Source organism: Variovorax sp. P2_H12, from assembly GCF_056403395.1.
Genome location: NZ_JBFUFO010000022.1, coordinates 142501 through 165820, shown reverse-complemented (window position 1 = coordinate 165820; position 23320 = coordinate 142501). Strand labels below are relative to the sequence as shown.

Sequence of the window (23320 nt, the reverse complement as noted above, 5' to 3'; positions counted from 1 at the left end):
ATGCGCAAATACAACGCTTCCAAGCGAATCCTGGTCACCGGCGGCGCCGGCTTCCTCGGCAGCCACCTGTGCGACCGCCTCATCGAGCAGGGCCACGACGTGCTGTGCGTCGACAACTTCTTCACCGGCAGCAAGCGCAATGTCGAGCATCTGCTCCACCACCCGCGCTTCGAGCTGATGCGGCACGACGTGACCTTTCCGCTCTACATCGAAGTGGACGAGATCTTCAACCTCGCCTGCCCGGCTTCGCCGATCCACTACCAGCACGACCCGGTCCAGACCACCAAGACCAGCGTGCACGGCGCCATCAACATGCTCGGCCTGGCCAAGCGCGTGCGCGCCAAGATCCTGCAAGCCTCCACCAGCGAGGTCTACGGCGACCCGGAGATCCACCCGCAGATCGAGGCCTACTGGGGCCGCGTGAATCCGATCGGCATCCGCAGCTGCTACGACGAGGGCAAGCGCTGCGCCGAAACGCTGTTCTTCGACTACCACCGTCAGCACCAGCTGCGCATCAAGGTGGTGCGCATCTTCAACACCTACGGCCCGCGCATGCACATGAACGACGGCCGCGTGGTGTCGAACTTCATCGTCCAGGCGCTCCGGGGCGGGGACATCACGATCTACGGCGATGGCCAGCAGACCCGCAGCTTCTGCTACGTGGACGACCTGGTGGAGGCGATGCTGCGCATGATGGCCACCGGCGACGAAGTCCCGGGTCCGATCAACATCGGCAACCCCGGCGAGTTCTCGATGCTCGAGCTGGCCCACAAGGTGATCGAGCTCACCGGCTCGAAGAGCAAGCTGATCAAGCAGCCGCTGCCCGCCGACGATCCCAAGCAGCGCCGGCCCGACATCTCGCTGGCGCAGAAGGAACTCGACGGCTGGACGCCGCGCACCCAGCTCGACGAAGGCCTGCAGAAGACCATCGCCTATTTCGACCGGGTTCTTTCGGAACCCCCCGCGGCGGCCTGAACTCATGAACATCTCGATCATCGGCACCGGCTACGTCGGACTGGTCACCGGCGCCTGCCTGGCGGACATCGGCAACCACGTGTTCTGCCTCGACCTCGACCCGCGCAAGATCGCAACGCTCAACGCCGGCGGCATCACCATCTACGAACCCGGCCTCGAGGCCGTGGTGGAGTCGAACGTGGCCGCCGGGCGGCTGTCGTTCTCGACCGACATCGAGGCCTCGGTCGCGTACGGCGACATCCAGTTCATCGCGGTGGGCACACCGCCCGACGAGGACGGCAGCGCGGACCTGCAGTACGTGCTGGCCGCGGCCCGCAACATCGGGCGCTACATGAACGGCTTCAAGATCGTGGTCGACAAGTCGACCGTGCCCGTGGGCACGGCCGACCGCGTCAAGGCGGTGATCCAGGAAGAGCTCGACAAGCGCGGGCGCTCCGACCTGCGCTTCTCGGTGGTGAGCAACCCCGAGTTCCTGAAGGAAGGCGCGGCGGTCGAGGACTTCATGCGGCCCGACCGGATCGTGATCGGCCACACCGACGACGAGGATGGCCGTGAGGCGCTGGGCTGGATGCGCAGGCTCTATGCGCCCTTCAACCGCAACCACGAGCGCACGCGCGTGATGGACGTGCGTTCGGCCGAGTTCACCAAATACGCGGCCAACGCGATGCTCGCCACCCGCATCAGCTTCATGAACGAACTGGCCAACTTGGCCGACCGCGTCGGCGCCGACATCGAGTCGGTGCGCCAGGGCATCGGATCCGATCCGCGCATCGGCTACAGCTTCCTGTATGCCGGCACCGGCTACGGCGGCAGCTGCTTCCCGAAGGACATCCAGGCGCTGACCCGCATCGCGCGCGACAACGGGCAGGCGCTGCGCGTGCTCGAATCGGTCGAGGCAGTCAATGACGAGCAGAAGCGTGTGCTGACCAACAAGGTGCTGGCCCGCTTCGGCCCGGACCTGAGCGATCGCACTTTCGCACTGTGGGGACTGGCCTTCAAGCCCAACACGGACGACATGCGGGAAGCGCCGAGCCGGGTCGTGCTCGACGTGCTGTTGCGCGCCGGCGCCCGCGTGGTGGCGCACGACCCGATCGCGGTCGACGAGACGCGGCGGGTACTGAAGCTGGACTTCGCGGACGCGCCGGCGCTGCTCGAACGCATCACGTTCAGCGCCAAGGACCCCATGGAGGCCCTGGCCGGCGCCGACGCGCTGATCATCGTGACCGAGTGGAAGGCCTACCGCAGCCCGAACCTCGAACGGCTCAAGGCGCTGATGAAGACGCCGGTGATCTTCGATGGCCGCAATCTCTATGAACCAGGCACCATGAAGGATGCCGGCGTCATCTACCAGGGCATCGGGCGAAATAGCGCTTAGCTCGCCCCCAGGTTGCCCGCACTTCGTGTCGGGCGCCCACCCCCTACCGGGGGCAACACCAGCGGCCCGGCAAAGCCGGTTCCGCGGTAGCACTGTTGCTCGCCCCCAGGTTGGGCTCACTTCGTGTAGCCCGCCCACCCCCTACCGGGGGCAACACCAGCGGCCCGGCAAAGCCGGTTCCGCGGTGTTTCACCAACGGGCCTCGCTTCGCGGGCCGTTAACATCACGTCGATGAAAGCTGCTGTCCGCGTCGCCCTGGTTTGGCTCGCATGTCTGAGCCCGCTGGCCTCGCAGGCCGAGCCGGATTCGAAGGCGGCCGAGTCGGCCGCCTACGCTGCGGCCCACGCACGCTGGCAACGCGAACTGAATGCCTTCGACGCCGCCGACGCCGAGCGCCTGCCCGACCCCGGCGGCGTGCTCTTCGTCGGCAGTTCCACGATCCGCATGTGGCCCCGGCTGGCACAGGACTTCCGGCAGCAGCCGGTGGTCATCAACCGCGGCTTCGGTGGCTCGACCATGGCCGACTGCGGCCTGTTCGCGCGCGAGCTCGTGGTGCGCTACAAGCCGCGCCTGGTGCTCGTGTACGCCGGCGACAACGACCTGGCCGAGGGACGGACGCCCCTGCAGGTGCTGGAGAGCTTCGCCCAATTCGCCAACACGGTGCGCACCGAGCTGCCCGGCACCCGCATCGCCTACATCTCGGTCAAGCCCAGCCCTTCGCGCGAGAAGCTGCTGCCGGGCATCCGCGAAACCAACAACGTGATCGGCGCCTACCTCCAACGGCTGCCCAACAGCGCCTACATCGACATCTTCACGCCGATGCTGGGCGCCGATGGCCGGCCCCGGCCGGGGCTGTTCCGGGGCGACCAGCTGCACCTCAACGACGAGGGCTACCGGCTGTGGCAGTCGGCCATCGCCCCGCACCTGCAGGAGCAACCGGCACAGGGCGCGGCTCAGGCCGGCGGCGCGTGGGGGCCGTCAGTCGCTCAGGGCACGCCATAGCTGCCTGGGCTGCGGCGGCCTGGGCCGGTCGTCCCACCACAGCGCGAGGCGGGCGACACCGTAGAGCCAGCCGAACACGACGCCCAGCAACAGCCCGTCGCCCCACCAGGGGCGGGCCGTCTGGCTGTCGCCGTAGATCGCGAGCACCGACAGCACAGCCACCAGGTGGGCGCAAAAGACAGGCAGCGAGGCGCGGCCCAGATCCTCCAGCCCGTGCAGGCGCGGGATGCGCCGCATGACGGCCGGCCCGAAGCGCACCGCCACGATGCCGAGCACCGCCAGGTTGACCAGGCGCAACGGCCCGAGCTGCCACTTGTCGAACAGCAGGTTGAGCTCGACGTCACCGCCGAAGGGCGCCTGGCCATGGATGCCGTGGTGCCGCCACCAGAAGCCGTAGAGCGCTGCCGCACCGGCGAGCACGACCAGCCAGGACGGGACGCTCAAAGGCCTGGCGTCGGGCGCGTTGCGGCTGGCGCCCATCCACAGTCCCGCGAACCACAGGAACTGCCAGGCGAAGGCATTGAAAGCGCCCATCTCGTGGAAGGGCACCGCGAGGCCCAGGTAACGCACGGCCAGTGCGTAGAGCCATTCGCTGAGCCCGAACTGCGCCAGCGCCCACAGGCTTGCGCTGGCCACCATCACGCCGGTCCAGCCGTGACGCAGCGCGAAGGCCAGCACCCAGGGGCTCAGGAGCATGAAGAAGATGTACATCGGCAGGATGTCGAGCAGCGCCGGCTCGTAGACCAGCAGCAGCGAGTAGAGGAAGCCCTCGCGCGGATTGGCCAGGTAGAAGGACAGCAGGTTCTTCACCGCCGGCTGGTCGATGCGCAGGCCCACCGCCGAGATGATCGTGAACAGGAACAGCAGCGTCGCCGCCTGGCTCAGGTAGACCTTGAGCGCACGGCGCCAGAAGGCCCGGCGCATCGAGTCGACGCCCCGGGTGCGCGCGATGCGGCTGTAGACCAGCCCCGAGACGAAGGCCGACAGCAGCACGAAGCCCTCGGCCGCCGAGACGAAGCCGAACGGCTGTCCCAGCGGATCGGTCAGCCGCGTCGGCAGGTGGGTGACGGTCATCAGCACGAGCATGAGCCCGCGCAATGCATCGATTTCCCAGTAGCGCTTCATCGGTCGACGTGTTCTGTGAGCGGTCCGCGCGAGACACGCACGACGAGTGCGGAATTGTACGGAGGGGGCCGACAACGAGCCGATCCGGGGGAGCAAATGGGCTACGCTCGACGCGCTAAGAAGAATCTGGATGGATGGAGAACCCAAGCTTGAGCCGATCGATACCCGCCTTCCTGCTGGCCGCCAGCGCCTTGCTCGCCCCGTGCGCGGCCCAGGCGCTGCAAATCACCAGCCTGACGCCCCAGGGCGAAGTCTCGCGCGTGCGCCAGGTGGTCGCCAAGTTCGACCAGCCCGCAGTCCGCTTCGGCGACCCCAAGGCCCCGGCGCCGCTCGCCGTCAGCTGCGCCGACGCCGAAGCCGGCAAGGGCACGGGCCGCTGGACCGGAGAGAAGCAATGGGTCTTCGACTTCGAGAACGACCTGCCGCCGGGCGTGCGCTGCAGCGTGACGCGCGTGGCCGGCTTCAAGTCCGCCGCGGGTTCGGAGCTGACCGGTCCGGAAAGCTACCGCTTCAACAGCGGCGGCCCCTTCGTGCGCAACTGGCAGCCCAGCTACGGCAAGATCGACGAGCAGCAGATCTTCATGCTCGAGCTCAACGGCCCGGCCACGCCCGAGAGCGTGCAGGAGAACGTCTGGTGCGCGGCCGCCGGCATCGGCGAGCGCATCCCGGTCAGGCTGATCGACGGCGAACAGCGCGCCGCGCTGCTGAAGGCGCTGGGGCGCGACAAGGAGGCCGAGAAGGCGCCGCTGCGCTTCCTCGCGCTGCAGTGCAATCGCACGCTGCCGCCGGCCAGCCGGGTGCAGCTGATCTATGGCAAGGGCGTCGCGACGCCCTCGGGCGTGGTCAACAACGTCGAGCGGCGGCTCAACTTCGAAGTGCGCGAACCCTTCGCGGTCTCGTTCAGCTGCGAGCGCGAGAACGCGCAATCGGGCTGCCTGCCGCTCAAGCCCATGGTGCTGCGGTTCAACGCCCCGGTGGCGCGCAAGCTGGCCGCCGCCATCACGCTCAAGGGCGCGGGCAAGACCTTCAACCCTGTGTTCGACGACAACGCCGCCAGGGACGACGATGGCGTGGTCGAGTCGCTGAACTTCCCGGCCCCGTTCGCAGAGCAGACCCCGTTCACGATCGCGCTGCCGCCGAAGTTCGAGGATGCCTCGGGCCGCGCGCTGGCATCGCCCGACAGCTTTCCGCTCAAGGTCGCGACCGGCGCGATGCCGCCGCTGGCCAAGTTCGCCGCCTCGCCTTTCGGCGTGGTCGAGCGCCTGGCCGAGCCCGGCGGGGTGGCGCTGATGCCGGTCACGGTGCGCCGCGTCGAGCCGGCCCTCCAGGTGCAGGCGCTGACCCTGGGATCGACGCCCGGCCAGGTCAGCGACCTGAACCCGAAAAGCGACGCCGAGATCATCGCCTGGTTCCGCAAGGTGCGCCGCTACGACGGCAACGACACGATGTCGCGCAAACGCGCGGCGCGCGACGTCAAGGGCGCGCTGCCGAAGGTGATCGACAAGGACGACCGCGACAGCATCCAGACCCGCATGGTGTCGCTGCTCGGCGGCCAGGCCGGCGTGCGCACGCTGGACATGCCCAAGGCCGAGAACGGCGACCCGCGGCCTTTCGAGGTCGTCGGCATTCCGTTGACACCCGGCTTCCACGTGCTGGAGATCGCGTCGCAGAAGCTCGGCGACGCATTGCTCGACGAGCGCTACGGCAGCGGCCGCACGATGTATGTGCGCACTACCGCGCTCGCCACCAACCTCGCGGTGCATTTCAAGCTGGGCCGCGAGAACGCGGTGGCCTGGGTCACGACGCTGGACAAGGGCCGCGTGGTCGCCAACGCCGCGGTGCGCGTGTCCCGCTGCGACGGCCGTGAAGTGGCGACCGGCACCACCGACGCGAATGGGCTGGTCAGGCTGTCCGGCATTTCCCCGGACGCGCCGTCCTGCGCCACCGAGGACGACTACAGCACGGGGGCCTACTTCGTCAGCGCCCGCGCGAAGGACACGCAGGGCGTCGAGGATCTCGCCTTCACCTGGAGCGACTGGCAGCGCGGCATCGAGCCCTGGCGCTTCAACGTGCCCACCAGTCTCGAAGCCCAGCCCGACCGCATCGCCCACACCGTGTTCGATCGCACGCTGCTGCGCGCCGGAGAGACCGTATCGATGAAGCACCTGCTGCGCACGCAGACGCAGAAGGGCTTCGGCCTGCCCGAGGTGAGGCCCGACACGCTGGTCGTCACCCATGTGGGCAGCGGCCAGCAGTTCGAGCAGCCGCTGAAATGGCGCAAGACCGCCACCGGCGGGCTCAGCGGCGAGAGCAGTTTCGCGATCCCGCCCGCGGCCAAGCTCGGCGTCTACCAGGTCGAGCTGAGAAGCGGCAAGGAGGGCAGCGCGAGCGCCGGGGAAGGCGGCCCGGGCAGCTACGCCACCGGGCAGTTCCGCGTCGAGGAGTTCCGCCTGCCGGTGCTCGCGGGCCGGATCGCGCCGGCCGACGGCAAGCCCCTGGTCGCGGTCGGCTCGCTGCCGGTCGAGGTCCAGATCAACTACGTCGCCGGCGGCGGCGCCGCGGCGCTGCCGGTGCGCGTGTCGGCGCTGGTGCGCGGCAAGCAGCCCTCCTTCGCCGACTTCGACGCCTTCAGCTTTGCCGCCCCCAGCAAGGACGGCGACAACGACTCGGCGAACGAGGAAGACGCCCGCGTGATCGCCGACAAGCTCCCCCTCACGCTCAACCGGGAAGGTGCCGGCAAGGTCACGATCGACAAGATCCCGGTCGCCAAGGCCACGCCGCGCGAGCTGCTGCTCGAAGCCAGCTACGCCGACCCTAACGGTGAAGTCCAGACCTTGCGCAGCACCCACACGCTGTGGCCGGCCGCGGTGGTCGCCGGCATCAAGACCGAGGGCTGGGTGTCGGCCAGCCAGAAGCTCAGGTTCCAGGCGCTGGCGCTCGACCTCGCGGGCAAGCCGCAGGAAGGCGTGACGCTCAACGTGCGCGCCGTCGCCCGCATCACCACCACCAGCCGCAAGCGCATGGTTGGCGGCTTCTACACCTACGACAACAAGACCGAGGTGAAGGAGATCGGGACCGTCTGCAGCGGCAAGAGCGACAACCGCGGCCTGCTGCTGTGCGAGATCGAGCTCAAGGAGCCGGGCCAGGTCGAACTGATCGCCAGCGCCACCGACAAGGAAGGCCGCGACAGCCGCGCGGCGAGCTCGGTCTACGTGACGCGGCAGGGCGAGCTCTGGTTCGGCGGCGAGGACCACGACCGCATCGACGTGCTGCCCGAGAAGAAGAGCTACCAGCCCGGCGAGGTCGCCAGGTTCCAGGTCCGCAGTCCGTTCCGCTTCGCCACCGCCCTGGTGTCGGTGGAACGCGAGGGCGTGATCGAGACCCACGTGGTGCAGCTCAACGGGCAGGACCCGACCGTGAGCCTGCAGGTCAAGCCCGAGTGGGGGCCGAACGCCTACGTGAGCGTGCTGGCGCTGCGCGGCCGGCTGCGCGAGGTGCCGTGGTACAGCTTCTTCACCTGGGGCTTCAAGGCGCCGCGCGAATGGTGGACCGCCTTCTGGTACGAGGGCAAGGAGTACGTGGCGCCGACCGCGCTGGTCGACCTCAGCAAGCCGGCCTACCGGCTCGGCCTGGCCGAGATCCGGGTCGGCACGCAGTCCCATCGCATCGAGCTCAAGGTCGCGAGCGACAAGCCCGCCTACGCGGTGCGCAGCCAGGCGCAGATCACCATCACCGGCCGGCTGCCCGACGGCAAGCCCGCGGCCGGGGCCGAGGTCGCCGTCGCCGCGGTCGACGAAGCGCTGCTCGAGCTGCTGCCCAACGACAGCTGGAACCTGCTCGAAGCCATGCTGCAGCGGCGCAGCTGGGGCGTCGCCACCTCGACCGCGCAGATGGAGATCGTCGGCCGCCGGCACTACGGCCGCAAGGCGGTGCCCGCGGGCGGCGGCGGCGGCAAGAGCCCCACGCGCGAGCTGCTCGACACCCTCCTGCTGTGGAAGCCCGCAGTGGTGCTCGACGCCAACGGCCAGGCCACGCTGAGCGTGCCGCTCAACGACGCGCTGACCACCTTCCGGATCGTCGCGGTGGCCGATGCCGGCACCGGCCTGTTCGGCACCGGCCAGGCCTCGATCCGCGCGACGCAGGACCTGCAGATCATCAGCGGCCTGCCGCCGCTGGTGCGCGAGGACGACCAGTTCCGGGCCCAGATCACGCTGCGCAACACGACGCAGCAACCGATGAAGGTCGAGGCGACGCCGCGTGCCACGCTGCTCACGCTCGAGCCGCAGACGATCGATATTCCGCCCGGCGAAGCGCGTGAACTGGCCTGGCCCGTGACCGCCCCCGCGCAACTCGCGCAGACCCGCGCCGAGGCGATCCTGTGGGAGATCGAGGCCCGCGACACGCTGGGCGGTGCGCGCGATGCGCTCAAGGTGCGCCAGCGCATCCTTCCGGCCGTGCCGCTGACCGTGCAGCAGGCGACCCTGGTGCAGCTCGATGGCCCCTTCACGCTCGACGTCGGCCCGCCGGCCGACGCCCTGCCCGGCCGCGGCGGCCTGCGGATGTCGCTGCAGCCACGGCTGGCCGAAGGCCTGGGCGGCGTGCGCGACTGGTTCGCGGCCTACCCCTATGCCTGCCTGGAGCAGAAGGCCAGCAAGTCGATCGGCCTGCGCGACGGCAAGGGCTGGCAGGCGTTGGTGGCTCAGCTGCCGAGCTACCTCGATGGCGACGGCCTCGCCAACTACTTCCCGCCGCGCGATGGCGAGGCCAACCGCGGCAGCGACATCCTGACCGCCTACCTGCTCGCATCGACGCACGAGGCGGCTTCGCTCGACCCCGTCTTCGCGCTGCCCGAAGCGGCCAGCGCGCCGATGCTGCAGGGCCTCGCAGCCTTCGTCGAAGGCCGCATCCAGCGCGATTTCTGGAGCCCGCGCAAGGATCTCGACGTCCGCAAGCTGGCGGCGCTCGAAGCGCTGTCGCGCTATGGCAAGGCCCAGGGCCGCATGACCGGCAGCATCACGATCGCGCCCAACCAATGGCCGACCAGCGCGGTGATCGACTGGCTCCAGATCCTGCGACGGGTGCAGGACGTGCCGCAGCGCCAGCAGCGCCTGGACGAAGCCGACAACGTGCTCAAGGCGCGCCTGAGCTACCAGGGCACCCGGCTGGTGTTCAGCACCGAGCAGGACGACAACTGGTGGTGGCTGATGGCCAACGGGGACGTCAACACCGCCCGGCTGCTGCTCGCCGTGATGGACGACCCGGCGTGGAAGGACGACATCGGCCGCCTCGCCAGCGGCTTCATCGGCCGCCAGCAGAACGGCGCCTGGCGCACCACCACGGCCAACCTCTGGGGCGGCCTGGCGCTCGAGACCTTCTCCAGGCGCTTCGAGCACGCGCCGGTCAGTGGCGTCACCGCGGCCAGCCTGGGCACGGCCAAGGCGCAGGTGGACTGGAGCAAGGTCGAGCGGGTCAAGGCGAGCGACACGGGCGGCGCTCCGAACCAAGCCAGCGCCTTCGGTGCGCCGGCGTCGCCGGGCATGTTGCGCAACAACACCCTGTTCGTCCCCTGGCCGGCTGCCACGGGCCGCGACACGCTGCTGGTCACGCAAAGCGGCAGCGGCAAGCCCTGGCTCACGCTGCAATCGCTCGCTGCGGTGCAGCTCAAGGCGCCGTTCGCCGCCGGCTATGCGATCAAGAAGACCGTCACCCCGGTCGAGCAGGCGGTGAGCGGCGTCTACACGCGCGGCGACGTGCTGCGCGTGAGCCTGGAAATCAACGCCAGCGCCGACATGACCTGGGTCGCGATCACCGATCCGATCCCCGGCGGCGCGACCATCCTGGGCGGCGGCCTGGGCCGCGACTCGCAGATCGCGACCCAGGGCGAGAAGCGCTCGGGCGGCGGCTGGCCGGCCTTCGAGGAACGCAGCTTCGAGGCCTTCCGCAGCTACTACGAGTACCTGCCCAAGGGCGTCGTCAAGATGGAATACACGCTGCGCCTCAACAACGTCGGCGACTTCGCGCTGCCGCCGAGCCGCGTCGAGGCGCTGTATGCGCCCGAGATGTTCGGCGAGATGCCTAATGCCAGGGTGAAGGTGGAGGCGGCGAAGTAGCGCGGCCGCAGGCTTGAGATCGCGCTCGATCTTGCGCACACTGCGGCCTCGCCCCTCACATGGAGTCATGATGTGTAGAAGTATCAAGACCTTGTTCAATTTCGACCCGCCGGCGACCGAAGAAGAGATGCGCGCCGCATCGCTGCAGTTCGTGCGCAAGCTCAGCGGCTTCCATCAGCCTTCCAAGGCCAACGAGGCGGCCTTCGAGCGGGCCGTGGAGGACGTCACGACCGCGGCCCGCGCGCTGATCGAATCGCTGGTCACCACCGCCGATCCGCGCGATCGCGAGATCGAGGCCGCGCGGGCCCGCGCGCGGTCGGCGGTTCGCTTCGGCGCACCGGGCTGACCGCGACAGGAAACACCGATGCCAACCATCGAACAGATCCAGCAGATCCTGGAACCGCTCTTTCCCGGCTTGATGGGCGTGCGCCTCGTCACGCTGGAGCCCGAGCGCGTGGTCGCCGAACTCGAGGTGCGACCCGAGCTCTGCACCGCCGGCGGCATCCTGCACGGCGGTGCCTACATGGCTTTCGCCGACACGCTCGGCGCGGTGGGCACGATCATCAATCTCCCGCAAGGCAAGCGCACCACGACCACCGATTCCAGCACCAAGTTCATCGGCGGCGCGCGCAGGGACACCACGGTCGTCGGCGAATGCCTGGCGCTGCACCGCGGGCGGACCACGATGGTGTGGCAGACCACGATCAGGTCGACGGAAGGCAAGCTGTGCGCAGTCGTCACGCAGACGCAACTGGTCATGGATGCGTAGTCCCCAAGGCACCGTGAAGAACTCGCAGGATTTCATCGACTTCGTGAAGGATCAGCTGGACGCCTTTCGCGACCTGCGAAGCGCCCGCCTGTTCGGTGGCGTCGGGCTGTCGGCGCATGGCGTGCAGTTCGCGATGATCATCGGCAACGTGCTCTATTTCGTGGTCGACGACACGACGCGCCCGGCCTATGAAGCCATGGGCAGCCAGTGCTTCTCCTACGCCACGCGGGTGCGGCGCGTCGAGGTCCGGCGCTACTTCGCGCTGCCGGCCGAGCTGCTCGAAGATCGCGAGCGGCTGATGGCCCTGGCGAGGGAATCGCTGGAGATTGCCGCCAGGCCGAGGAAGGCCAGGGCATGAGGCAGCCAGCCCCCTCGCCCACCGACCCCTGGCTCGAACGCTGGCTGCCCCTGGTGGCCGAGCGCGCCGGCGGCCAGCCGATCCTGGAGCTCGGCTGCGGCAGCGGGCGCGACACCGGAACGCTGGCCAGCGCCGGGCTGGCGGTGGTGGGCATCGAGCTCAGCGAGGAAGCCATCGAAGCGGCCCGCACCCGGGCGCCCTCCGCACAGTTGCATGGCCAGGACATCCGCGAGCCCTTTCCGCTGGCCGCAGGCACCAGCGGCGTGGTGCTCGCAAGCCTCTGCCTGCACTACTTCGACTGGCCCGAGACGGTCGAACTCGTCGAGCGCATCCGGAGGCAGTTGCGGCCCGGCGGCGTGCTGCTGTGCCGCCTCAATTCGACCCACGACTTCCAACATGGCGCCAGGCGCGATCCTGACCTCGCGGACAACTTCTATCTGGTGGACGGCGTGCCCAAGCGCTTCTTCGATCGCGCCGCGGTCGACCGCCTGTTCGCCACCGGCTGGCGGACGCTCGGCATGGAGGAGCAGGTGGTCGAGCGCTATGCGCAATCGAAGGCACTCTGGGAGGTCGTTCTTGAGCGGCGGCACTGACGCGGCGATCGAGGTCGTCGGCTACGACACCGCCTGGCCCGCGCGCTTCGAGGTCGAGCGCCGATTGCTGCAGGCCTACACGGAGGCCAAGACCCCGTTCGTCCAGCGCGTGCTTGCAGGCCTGGGCAACTGAAGACACCATTCGAATCACGCTCGACCCCGTTCACACAAAGAACAACCGTCATGTCCATCCAGCTCTGGCTCGCCTTCGTCGCCGCATCGGCGGTGCTCCTGATCATCCCCGGGCCGACCATCCTCATGGTCATCAGCTACTCCGTGGCCCACGGCCGGCGTGCCAACGCGCCGCTGGTGGCCGCGGTCGCGCTCGGCGATTCGACGGCGCTGGTGGTGTCGCTGCTCGGCCTCGGCGCGCTGCTCGCGACCTCGGCCTTCTGGTTCACCGCGATCAAGTGGGCGGGCGGGCTGTACCTGCTCTATCTCGGCATCAAGCTGCTGCGCGCCGGCATTTCGCCCGCCGTTCTTGCCGCCCCCGCGGCCCCCGGCTCACGCTGGCGACTGTTCGCCAACACCTACCTGGTGACGGCGCTCAATCCCAAGGGCATCGTGTTCTTCGTCGCCTTCCTGCCGCAGTTCATCGATCCACGCACCAGCGTGACGCCGCAGATGTGGGTGCTGGCCCTGACCTTCGTGACGATGGCCGCACTCAACGCCACGCTCTATGCGGTGTTCGCGGGATCGGCGCGCCGGCTGCTGGCATCGCCGCGCGCGCAGCGGCGCTTCAACCTCACCGGCGGCTCGCTCCTGTCGGCCGCGGGAATCTGGGCATTGCTCGCCCGGCGGCCGGCTTGAAAGTCTGCGGACCTGCGCGGCGCGGCGCTCGAGATGGCATGACCTCCCTTCGTTGTCCGTCGCTCGCGCTGGCGCTGGCCGCGGTGCTCGCGGCGCCGGCCTGGGCGCTTGCCAGCTTCGACGAGGTCCGGCGCGACTTCCATCCATCCGACACCGCGGTGCTGGACCGCGACGGCGCCCTGCTGCAGCGCGTGCGCACCGACGCCCGCGTGCGGCGCGGCGACTGGATCGCCCTCGCGGACATTTCGCCCGCCTTGCGCAGCGCCATGCTGCTGAGCGAGGACAAGCGCTTCTACGAACACAGCGGCGTCGACTGGCGCGCGGTGTCCGCCGCGGCCTGGGGCAATGTCTGGAACACCCGCACCCGCGGCGCCTCGACGATCACGATGCAGCTCGCCGGCCTGCTCGACGACGATCTGCGGCGCGCCGGCGGCGGCCGCAGCCTGACGCAGAAGCTCGGCCAGTCGGTGGCGGCCCAACAGCTGGAGCGCGGCTGGCGCAAGGACCAGATCCTCGAGGCCTACCTGAACACCGTGCCCTTCCGCGGCGAGATCGTCGGCATCGACGCCCTGTCGCGCACGCTGTTCGGCAAGGCGCCGCACGGGCTCGACGCGCGCGAGGCGGCGGTCGCCGCGGCACTGGTGCGGGCACCCAACGCCAAGCCCGCGCTGGTAGCGCAGCGGGCCTGCGAGTTGATGCGCGCGATGGAACCCACCGGCAAGCCGGACTGCGATGCGCTCGACATGTTCGCCAGTGCGGCGCTGCAGCGGCGCGCCTTCGATCCGAGCGAAGGGATCGCACCGCACCTGGCGCGACGCGCCTTGAAGGACGCCGGCACGGCCCAGCCCGTTCGTACTACGCTACGGGCTCCGCTGCAGCGCTTCGCGCTCGACGCGCTGCAGCGTCAGCTGCGCGAACTGCGCGGGCGCAACGTCGAGGACGGCGCGCTGGTGGTGCTCGACAACGCCAGCGGCGAGGTGCTGGCCTGGGTCGGCTCCTCGGGCGCGCTGAGCCGCGCGGCCGAGGTCGACGGCGTGCTCGCACAGCGACAGCCGGGCTCGACCCTCAAGCCCTTCCTGTACGCACAGGCGATCGCCGAGCGCCGGCTCACGGCGGCCTCGCTGCTGGACGACTCGTCGGCGCAGATCAACACCGCCGGCGGGCTCTACATCCCGCAGAACTACGACCGCCAGTTCAAGGGCTACGTCTCGGTACGCACCGCGCTGGCGGCCTCGCTGAACGTGCCGGCAGTGCGCACCCTGGTGATGGTGTCGCCCGAAGCCTTCGCGCGGCAGCTGCGCGCAGCCGGGCTGCCGCTGGCGCAGAACGGCGACTACTACGGCTACAGCCTGGCGCTGGGCAGCGCCGAGGTTTCGCTGCTCACACTCACCAACGCATACCGGACGCTGGCCAACGGCGGGCGCTTCGGCGACACGCGCTATCTGCCCGGCCCCTCGTCCGCAGCGGGAGCCAACCACAGCGCCATCGATGCGCGCGCAGCATTCATCGTCGGCGACATCCTGGCCGACCCCAACGCCCGCGCCCGCACCTTCGGCCTCGACAGCGTGCTCGGCACCCGCTTCTGGAGCGCCGTGAAGACCGGCACCAGCAAGGACATGCGCGACAACTGGGCGATCGGCTGGTCCGGGCGCTACACCGTCGGCGTCTGGGTCGGCAACGCCAGCGGCGCGCCGATGTGGGAGGTCAGCGGCACCAGCGGCGCAGCGCCGGTCTGGGCCCAGCTCATGGGCTTCCTGCATCGCCACGAGCCGAGCCGGGCGCCGGCGCCGCCCGCAGGCGTGGTACAGGCGCGCGTGCGCTTCGGCGACGACCTCGAGGCAGCACGCGGCGAGTGGTTCATCGCCGGCACCGAGCAGCCGGTGTTCGCGATCGCGCCCGATGCATCGGCGGCCGAAGCGGCGCCGCGCATCAGGGCGCCGTCCGACGGCACCATCATCGCGCTCGACCCCGATATTCCGCCCAGCCGCCAGCGCGTGCGCTTCGAGGCCGAAGGCCGCGGCGTGCAATGGCGCATCGACGGCAGGCCCTTCGCGCGCGGCGCCAGCGCGCAATGGCTGCCGTGGCCGGGGCGGCACGTGGTGGAGCTGCTCGATGCGCGCGGCCAGGTGGCCGACCAGGTCAGGCTCGAGGTGCGCGGCGCCGGAGTGGTGGCGAGCGCGAAGCGCTGAGGCCGGCGCGAAGCGCCGCGCGACGTCGCCCGGAAAGCGTCCGACATCTGTCAGCCGGAACCGATGGCCGCTCATCGGCAAACGGCGTACAGGCATCCCGCGCCACGGCCCACGGCATCGCAGGGTACAGGCTGCTGTCCGGTCGAGCCCGCCGGGTCCATACCTTCATTCATGGGAGTTCGCTCCACCACTTCCACGGAGGCCGTGATGCTGATCAAGATGACAACCGTGCCGCAGGGACAAGACCCCCATGTCGTGGTCGCCTGGATCCGTGCCTGCATCTGGGCCGGCGTCGAAGGCTGGCCGTATTGCAGGCTGCGGTAGGAAGCTCTGGCGCGCCCGGGGAGGAACGAGGGATTCTGCGTCGTGGTCCGCAACGCTGTCGGCGGGGCGTCCGGAAAAGGGCGCTCGAGCGCCGCAGATAATAGGCATTGCGCAGCTACAGAACCCAGGAGCCCTTTCCCGTGCCAGACCTGTCCAAGATCACGACCATCGAAGACCTGCGAATCATCGCCAAAAGTCGCGTGCCACGCATGTTTTACGACTACGCCGATTCCGGCGCATGGACCGAAGGCACCTACCGCGCCAACGAAAGCGACTTCCAGAAGATCCTGCTGCGCCAGCGCGTCGCGGTCAACATGGAGGGCCGCTCGACCCGCACCACGATGATCGGCCAGGAGGTCGCGATGCCCGTGGCGATCGCCCCGACCGGCCTGACCGGCATGCAGCATGCCGACGGCGAGATCCTCGGCGCGCTCGCGGCCAAGGCCTTCGGCATTCCGTTCACGCTCTCGACCATGAGCATCTGCTCGCTCGAGGACATCGCCGAGAAGACCGATCGCCATCCGTTCTGGTTCCAGCTCTACGTGATGCGCGACCGCGACTTCATCGAGCGCCTGATCGAACGCGCCCGCGCCGCCAACGTCTCGGCGCTGCAGCTCACGCTCGACCTGCAGATCCTCGGCCAGCGCCACAAGGACATCAAGAACGGCCTCACCGCGCCGCCCAAGCCCACGTTCAAGAACCTGATGAACCTGGCCACCAAGCCGCGCTGGTGCATGGGCATGCTGGGCACCAAGCGCCGCACGTTCGGCAACATCGCGGGCCACGCCAAGGGCGTGAAGGATCTCTCCTCGCTGTCCTCCTGGACCGCCGAGCAGTTCGACCCGACGCTGAGCTGGGCCGACGTCGAGTGGATCAAGAAGCTCTGGGGCGGCAAGCTGATCCTGAAGGGCATCATGGACGTGGAAGACGCGCGCCTCGCGGCGGCCAGCGGCGCCGATGCGCTGATCGTCTCGAACCACGGGGGCCGCCAGCTCGACGGTGCGCCTTCCTCGATCGCCGCGCTGCCGGCGATCGCCGAGGCGGTCGGCACAGAGATCGAGGTCTGGATGGACGGCGGCATCCGCAGCGGCCAGGACGTGCTCAAGGCGCGCGCACTGGGCGCCCATGGCACCCTGATCGGCCGCAGCTTCCTCTACGGCCTGGGCGCCTTCGGTCAGGCCGGCGTGACGCGCGCGCTGCAGATCATCCAGCGCGAACTCGACCTGACCATGGCCTTCTGCGGCCGGACGCAGATCGACGACGTCGACTCGAGCATCCTGCTGCCCGGCACCTTCTGAAGGTGCGCAGAGGCCGACGGCGGCGCTTCAGTCCTCGGCTTCCCAGATCGCCGGGTAGCGACGCACGAAGCCGTCCGGCGTGACTTCCAGCATCGCCTCGTAGTCGAAGCGCGGCGCGCTGTACCAGTAATCGCGCTCGCTGCGCCGCTCGTAGCGCTGCTGCAGTTCGCTCAGGCCGCCGCCGTCCAGGTCCAGCCAGGCCACCGGGGCATCCGCAGCCTCGCCGGGCGCGAGATGCAGCCTTCGAAGCTGCAGCAGATTGGTCGCCGGCGTGAACCCCAGGTCCAGGTCGACGCAATGGCCGAGCTCCATCGCCGGCGCATCGTTGAGCTTCCACCCGCCGTGCGCATCGCGCACGATCGACAGGTCGATCCCCTCGCCTCCGAGCCAGCCGCGCACCGTGCCCCACTGCGTGTGCCACGCGCGATCGCAGCGCACGCGGTAGTGCAGCTGCGCGACCCTTCCGTCCTCATGGCGAAATGCCGCCCCGCCGTCGATCTGCCAGTTGTCGCCCTGGCGCTCGAGCCGGCAGACGTCATGCCCCGGCTGGCCGAGCCGGCGCCAGAGGATCGAAGCGAGGGTCTGCATGAGCCGGATCATGGCACCGGCAGGCCGCGCAGCGCAAGCGTCGATCGGCACACCGACACGCCCATCGGGCCGTCCATGCAGTGCCAGTCGGGCGCAGCCGCAGCAGCGACAATTGCAGGCGTGACGACCGCACCGATCCGCCGCATCGCCCACCTCGACATGGACGCGTTCTACGCCTCGGTCGAACTGCTGCGCTACCCGCAGCTCAAGGGCCTGCCGATGGTGATCGGCGGCGGTCGCCGCAAGGTCGACGAGGCCCTGCGCGCGATGCCCGCAGGCGGCACGCTGGCCGACATCCCGGTGGCCGCCTTTCCGCTGCTCAAGGACTACGCGGGGCGCGGCGTGATCACCACCGCGACCTATGCGGCGCGGCAGTTCGGCATCGGCTCCGCGATGGGGCTCATGAAGGCTGCCAAGCTGTGTCCGCAGGCGCTGATCCTGCCGGTGGACTTCGACGAGTACCGCAAGTACTCGCGCCGCTTCAAGCAGGTCATCACCGAGATCGCGCCGGTCATGGAAGACCGCGGCGTCGACGAGGTCTACATCGATTTCACCGAGGTGCCGGGCGGCCAGCGCGAGGGCGGGCGGGTGCTGGCGCGGCTGATCCAGAAGTCGATCCTCGACGCCACCGGGCTGACCTGCTCGGTCGGCGTGGCGCCGAACAAGCTGCTCGCCAAGATGGCGAGTGAATTCGACAAACCCAACGGCATCTCGATCGTGTTCGAGAGCGACCTGCAGGCGCGCATCTGGCCGCTGCCCTGCCGCAAGGTCAACGGGATCGGCCCGAAGGCCGACGAGAAGCTGCAGCGGGCCGGCATCCGCACCATCGGCGAACTGGCCTCGAAGGACCGCGACTGGCTGGTCGCGAACTTCGGGAAAGCCAGCGGCGCCTGGATGCATGAAGTCGCCTGGGGCCGCGACGACCGGCCCGTGGTCACCGAAAGCGAGCCGGTCTCGATGAGTCGCGAGACCACCTTCGACCGCGACCTGCACGCGGTGCGCGACCGCGCCGAACTCGGCGCCATCTTCACCCACTTGTGCGAGAAGCTGGCCGAGGACCTGCAGCGCAAGGGCTACGTCGGCAAGACCATCGGCATCAAGCTGCGCTACGGCGACTTCAAGATCGCAACCCGCGACCAGACCATCGAGGGCTTCACGGCCGATCCAAAGGCGATCCGCCGGATCGCGGGCCAGTGCCTCAAGCGGGTGCCGCTGGAACGCCCGCTGCGCCTGCTCGGGGTGCGCGTGGGCGCGCTCGCCAAAGCCGGTGAGGTCCAGGTGGAGGCGCCCCCCCAAAGCGGCCCGGCACGCCGCGGCAGATCATCGTCCGACGGTGCCGCAGCCCGGACCGCCTCGCTGTTCTAGCGCTGCGGGGCCAGCGCCGGCACGCCGGCCTGCCACTGCGGCCAGTGGACGACGATGTGATCGACCACGCGGCTGCCGACCCGCTCGATGTTCTCGACCGTTTCGGCAAAGCCGCCCGCGGTTTCGCCGGGCGCCGGGTCCAAATGCTGCAAGGTGGTCTCGCGTGGATTGCCCTGGTCGAAATTGACCGCACCGCGCAGGCTCATCACGCGATCGGTGCCGTGCTGGCGCTTGATCACCAGCGTGATCGCGGCGGCTTCCATCTCGGTGATCACGTAGTCGTCGGCGCCATACAGCTTCGCGATGTACTGCGCCTGGTTCGACATGCCCGGGCCGTGGAAGAAGGTGTCGCCGGTCATGTGGGTGCCGGTGCCGACGAAAGGCGCGCGGCGCGCAGCCGCCTGCGGATAGCGCAGGCGGTAGGCCTTGGCCGAATCGGAGTCCTTCAGCGGCGTGTCGGCCGAGAGCTTCATCGCCCAGGCGACCAGTTCTGGATTGAGCTTGAAGCGGCGGTACTCCTCGTAGCCCTTGCGCGGCATGAAGGTCGGCTCGCCGGACTTGTTCTCCTCGGGTGCCCAGCGATGGCCGAGGTCGTAGTCGACCAGCCAGGTGGCCCAACTGACCTCACCGATGGTCCCGCGCGAAGGCGGCGTGCCGGCCACCCCCGAAATCACGTAGTAGGCTTTGGAAAAATCGAACTTCGGACTGGTCAGGATGGCCTGCATCGACGACGACGAATTGACCTTGCCCATGCCGAGCACCGAACCGCAGACGCCGTCGGCGTTGCAATACACGGGTTGCAGCGCACCGGGCACCGTGACCGGCGTCGCACTCTTCCAGTAGCGCTCGTACCAGTGCTGGAATTCACCGGCGCGGTCGCCCGTGTTCTTGCCGATCTCGAACATGGTGCCGACAAACACCTTGACCTTCACGGGCTCGGCCACGGGCGGCTGGGGTGTCGAAAAACGCAAAAAGCCCAGCCTTTTGAGGGGCTGGGCTATTTGGGGCTGTAAGAGCCTGACGATGACCTACTTTCACACGGGAACCCGCACTATCATCGGCGCTGAGGCGTTTCACTGTCCTGTTCGGGATGGGAAGGAGTGGGACCACCTCGCTATGGTCATCAGGCATAAAGGGTTGTCGTGCTGGTTTTGAAGTCAGCACAACGAATTCATAGAGTCTGGAATTAGCTTTTGGCTAGAATTATTTTGAATGCGTCAACTTGGCATAACAGCCTTGATCGTATAGATCAAAGTTATAGGGTCAAGCCGCACGAGCAATTAGTATCAGTTAGCTTAACGCATTACTGCGCTTCCACACCTGACCTATCAACGTCCTGGTCTTGAACGACTCTTTAGGGGGCTCAAGGCCCCGGCAGATCTCATCTTGAAACGAGTTTCCCGCTTAGATGCTTTCAGCGGTTATCTCTTCCACACTTAGCTACTCGGCAATGCCACTGGCGTGACAACCGATACACCAGAGGTGTGTCCACTCCGGTCCTCTCGTACTAGGAGCAGGCTTCCTCAAATCTGCAGCGCCCACGGAAGATAGGGACCAAACTGTCTCACGACGTTTTAAACCCAGCTCACGTACCTCTTTAAATGGCGAACAGCCATACCCTTGGGACCGGCTACAGCCCCAGGATGAGATGAGCCGACATCGAGGTGCCAAACACCGCCGTCGATATGAACTCTTGGGCGGTATCAGCCTGTTATCCCCAGAGTACCTTTTATCCGTTGAGCGATGGCCCTTCCATACAGAACCACCGGATCACTATGTCCTGCTTTCGCATCTGCTCGACTTGTCAGTCTCGCAGTTAAGCACGCTTATGCCATTGCACTATCGTCACGATGTCCGACCGTAACTAGCGTACCTTCGAACTCCTCCGTTACGCTTTGGGAGGAGACCGCCCCAGTCAAACTGCCTACCATGCACTGTCCCCGATCCAGATAATGGACCTAGGTTAGAACCTCAAACACACCAGGGTGGTATTTCAACGTTGGCTCCACAAGATCTAGCGACCCTGCTTCAAAGCCTCCCACCTATCCTACACAGATCTGTTCAAAGTCCAATACAAAGCTACAGTAAAGGTTCATGGGGTCTTTCCGTCTTTCCGCGGGGAGATTGCATCATCACAAACATTTCAACTTCGCTGAGTCTCAGGAGGAGACAGTGTGGCCATCGTTACGCCATTCGTGCAGGTCGGAACTTACCCGACAAGGAATTTCGCTACCTTAGGACCGTTATAGTTACGGCCGCCGTTTACTGGGACTTCAATCAAGAGCTTGCACCCCATCATTTAATCTTCCAGCACCGGGCAGGCGTCACACCCTATACGTCCACTTTCGTGTTTGCAGAGTGCTGTGTTTTTAATAAACAGTCGCAGCCACCGATTTTTTGCAACCCATTCATGCTCCGTTGTTCACTTCACACTAATAGGGCACACCTTCTTCCGAAGTTACGGTGTCAATTTGCCGAGTTCCTTCTCCTGAGTTCTCTCAAGCGCCTTAGAATACTCATCTCGCGCACCAGTGTCGGTTTGCGGTACGGTCGTGTGTAGCTGAAGCTTAGTGGCTTTTCCTGGAACCTCGTTCAGTCACTTCACCAGCAAGCTGGCTCGATCATGGGCCTCGGTATATGACGGGCGGATTTGCCTACCCATCGCCTACTTCCCACTAAACCGGGATATCCAACACCCGGATGACCTATTAAGATCCGTCCCCACATCGCACTACACATCGGTACAGGAATATTGACCTGTTTCCCATCAGCTACGCATCTCTGCCTCGCCTTAGGGGCCGACTCACTCTACGCCGATGAACGTTGCGTAGAAAACCTTGCGCTTACGGCGAGGGGGCTTTTCACCCCCTTTAACGCTACTCATGTCAGCATTCGCACTTCTGATACCTCCAGCACGCTTTACAACGCACCTTCACAGGCTTACAGAACGCTCTCCTACCACTTGCAATAAATTGCAAATCCGCAGCTTCGGTAACTGGCTTAGCCCCGTTACATCTTCCGCGCAGGACGACTCGATCAGTGAGCTATTACGCTTTCTTTAAATGATGGCTGCTTCTAAGCCAACATCCTGACTGTTTTAGCCTTCCCACTTCGTTTCCCACTTAGCCAATTTTAGGGACCTTAGCTGGCGGTCTGGGTTGTTTCCCTCTTGAGTCCGGACGTTAGCACCCGGTGCTCTGTCTCCCAAGCTGTACTCGTCGGTATTCGGAGTTTGCCTTGGTTTGGTAAGTCGCCATGACCCCCTAGCCAAAACAGTGCTCTACCCCCGACGGTAATACTTGAGGCACTACCTAAATAGTTTTCGGAGAGAACCAGCTATTTCCAAGTTTGTTTAGCCTTTCACCCCTATCCACAGCTCATCCGCTAGTTTTGCAACACTAGTCGGTTCGGACCTCCAGTACCTGTTACGGCACCTTCATCCTGGCCATGGATAGATCACTTGGTTTCGGGTCTACACCCAGCGACTGATCGCCCTATTCGGACTCGATTTCTCTACGGCTTCCCTATTCGGTTAACCTTGCCACTGAATGTAAGTCGCTGACCCATTATACAAAAGGTACGCAGTCACCCCTTACGAGGCTCCTACTTTTTGTAAGCACGCGGTTTCAGGATCTATTTCACTCCCCTCCCGGGGTTCTTTTCGCCTTTCCCTCACGGTACTAGTTCACTATCGGTCGATGATGAGTATTTAGCCTTGGAGGATGGTCCCCCCATATTCAGACAGGATTTCTCGTGTCCCGCCCTACTTTTCGTTAGCTCAGTACCACACAGGTCTTTTCACGTACGGGGCTATCACCCGCTATGGCCAGTCTTTCCAAACTGTTCCGTTAAGTCTTGTGCTATCACTAACAGGCTCTTCCGATTTCGCTCGCCACTACTTTCGGAATCTCGGTTGATGTCTTTTCCTCGAGCTACTGAGATGTTTCAGTTCACCCGGTTCGCCTCGCATGACTATGTATTCATCATGCGATACCCTTTCAGGTGGGTTTCCCCATTCGGAAATCTCCGGATCAAAGCTAATTTGCCAGCTCCCCGAAGCTTATCGCAGGCTATCACGTCCTTCGTCGCCTATCATCGCCAAGGCATCCACCACGTGCTCTTATTCACTTGACCCTATAACTTTGACGTTTCTTCACAGAAACCAAAATTAATCAAGGAATTGCCAGGTCTTTCACCTGGCGCGTTATGCCGTACTTCATACTTTCGATTTGATTCGAAATTGAAGTTCATAATTGACGCAATCAAAAATTCATGTCGCTGATGGCACGGTCTGCACTAAACCTTTACGAATGTGCAGTTTCCATCAGCGACGCTAATTCGACTCTATGAATTTTTAAAGAACAGCCGATTGATCAAGAGATCTTGATCAACAACAAAGATGCCTCTTGCGAAGCAGCTTTGGTGTTGAATGTTTTTTC

General features: G+C 66.4%; 16 protein-coding genes and 2 rRNA genes. 13 read left to right on the top strand and 5 right to left on the bottom strand.

What is annotated here, in order from left to right:
• From AC1DYK_RS17495 to AC1DYK_RS17485, 3 genes are all read left to right on the top strand, one after another.
• Entirely contained in the window at positions 1-975 is a 975-nt protein-coding gene (locus AC1DYK_RS17495) for a UDP-glucuronic acid decarboxylase family protein (RefSeq protein ID WP_478167468.1), read from the top strand.
• 4 nt (positions 976-979) lie between these two features.
• Complete coding sequence (locus AC1DYK_RS17490; protein ID WP_478167467.1) at positions 980-2350, top strand: UDP-glucose dehydrogenase family protein; 1371 nt, start codon at positions 980-982, stop codon at positions 2348-2350.
• 231 nt (positions 2351-2581) lie between these two features.
• On the top strand, positions 2582-3352 hold the full coding sequence (locus AC1DYK_RS17485; RefSeq protein ID WP_478167466.1) for an SGNH/GDSL hydrolase family protein: 771 nt from the start codon (positions 2582-2584) through the stop codon (positions 3350-3352).
• Here AC1DYK_RS17485 and opgC read toward each other — a convergent pair.
• The gene (gene opgC, locus AC1DYK_RS17480) at positions 3329-4477 is read right to left on the bottom strand and encodes an OpgC domain-containing protein (RefSeq protein ID WP_478167465.1); all 1149 of its coding nucleotides are present in this window, start codon (positions 4475-4477) and stop codon (positions 3329-3331) included. The two genes, AC1DYK_RS17485 and opgC, sit on opposite strands and share 24 nt — an antisense overlap.
• Before the next feature lie 134 nt (positions 4478-4611).
• On the opposite strand from opgC, the gene AC1DYK_RS17475 reads away from it, so the two are divergent.
• The 9 genes from AC1DYK_RS17475 to AC1DYK_RS17435 all read left to right on the top strand — a co-directional run bounded on the left by AC1DYK_RS17475 (position 4612) and on the right by AC1DYK_RS17435 (position 16928).
• Complete coding sequence (locus AC1DYK_RS17475) at positions 4612-10587, top strand: alpha-2-macroglobulin family protein (protein WP_478167464.1); 5976 nt, start codon at positions 4612-4614, stop codon at positions 10585-10587.
• Positions 10588-10657: 70 nt separating this feature from the next.
• On the top strand, positions 10658-10933 hold the full coding sequence (locus AC1DYK_RS17470; protein ID WP_478167463.1) for a DUF2277 domain-containing protein: 276 nt from the start codon (positions 10658-10660) through the stop codon (positions 10931-10933).
• An 18-nt stretch (positions 10934-10951) separates the two neighbouring features.
• Complete coding sequence (locus tag AC1DYK_RS17465; RefSeq protein WP_478167462.1) at positions 10952-11356, top strand: PaaI family thioesterase; 405 nt, start codon at positions 10952-10954, stop codon at positions 11354-11356.
• Positions 11349-11714, top strand: a complete 366-nt coding sequence (locus AC1DYK_RS17460) for a TfoX/Sxy family protein (protein ID WP_478167461.1) — start codon at positions 11349-11351, stop codon at positions 11712-11714. The genes AC1DYK_RS17465 and AC1DYK_RS17460 overlap by 8 nt, the downstream gene beginning before the upstream one ends.
• Positions 11711-12307 carry a class I SAM-dependent methyltransferase gene (locus AC1DYK_RS17455; RefSeq protein ID WP_478167460.1) on the top strand — a complete coding sequence of 199 codons (597 nt, stop codon included), beginning with the start codon at positions 11711-11713 and terminating at the stop codon, positions 12305-12307. Before AC1DYK_RS17460 ends, AC1DYK_RS17455 begins: the two co-directional genes overlap by 4 nt.
• Positions 12291-12440, top strand: coding sequence for a hypothetical protein (locus AC1DYK_RS17450; RefSeq protein WP_478167459.1), 150 nt, complete (start codon positions 12291-12293; stop codon positions 12438-12440). The genes AC1DYK_RS17455 and AC1DYK_RS17450 overlap by 17 nt, the downstream gene beginning before the upstream one ends.
• Positions 12441-12490: 50 nt before the next feature.
• Positions 12491-13117, top strand: coding sequence for a LysE family translocator (locus AC1DYK_RS17445; RefSeq protein WP_478167458.1), 627 nt, complete (start codon positions 12491-12493; stop codon positions 13115-13117).
• Positions 13118-13155: 38 nt separating this feature from the next.
• Positions 13156-15306 carry a penicillin-binding protein 1C gene (pbpC, locus tag AC1DYK_RS17440; protein ID WP_478167457.1) on the top strand — a complete coding sequence of 717 codons (2151 nt, stop codon included), beginning with the start codon at positions 13156-13158 and terminating at the stop codon, positions 15304-15306.
• Positions 15307-15770: 464 nt separating this feature from the next.
• The gene (locus AC1DYK_RS17435; protein ID WP_478167456.1) at positions 15771-16928 is read left to right on the top strand and encodes an alpha-hydroxy acid oxidase; all 1158 of its coding nucleotides are present in this window, start codon (positions 15771-15773) and stop codon (positions 16926-16928) included.
• Positions 16929-16955: 27 nt separating this feature from the next.
• Here AC1DYK_RS17435 and AC1DYK_RS17430 read toward each other — a convergent pair whose 3' ends face one another.
• Positions 16956-17516 (bottom strand): putative glycolipid-binding domain-containing protein, encoded by a 561-nt coding sequence (locus tag AC1DYK_RS17430; RefSeq protein ID WP_478091105.1) that lies wholly within the window; start codon positions 17514-17516, stop codon positions 16956-16958.
• 75 nt (positions 17517-17591) lie between these two features.
• On the opposite strand from AC1DYK_RS17430, the gene AC1DYK_RS17425 reads away from it, so the two are divergent.
• Positions 17592-18881, top strand: a complete 1290-nt coding sequence (locus AC1DYK_RS17425) for a Y-family DNA polymerase (RefSeq protein WP_478167455.1) — start codon at positions 17592-17594, stop codon at positions 18879-18881.
• Here the strand turns inward: AC1DYK_RS17425 and AC1DYK_RS17420 are convergent.
• From AC1DYK_RS17420 to AC1DYK_RS17410, 3 genes are all read right to left on the bottom strand, one after another.
• Positions 18878-19825: a purine-nucleoside phosphorylase gene (locus AC1DYK_RS17420; RefSeq protein WP_478167454.1), complete on the bottom strand. Its 948-nt coding sequence runs from the start codon at positions 19823-19825 to the stop codon at positions 18878-18880. The two genes, AC1DYK_RS17425 and AC1DYK_RS17420, sit on opposite strands and share 4 nt — an antisense overlap.
• A gap of 71 nt (positions 19826-19896) precedes the next feature.
• Positions 19897-20009, bottom strand: a 5S ribosomal RNA gene (rrf, locus tag AC1DYK_RS17415).
• A 131-nt stretch (positions 20010-20140) separates the two neighbouring features.
• A 23S ribosomal RNA gene (locus tag AC1DYK_RS17410) occupies positions 20141-23015 on the bottom strand.
• Between the last annotated feature and the right edge of the window lie 305 nt (positions 23016-23320).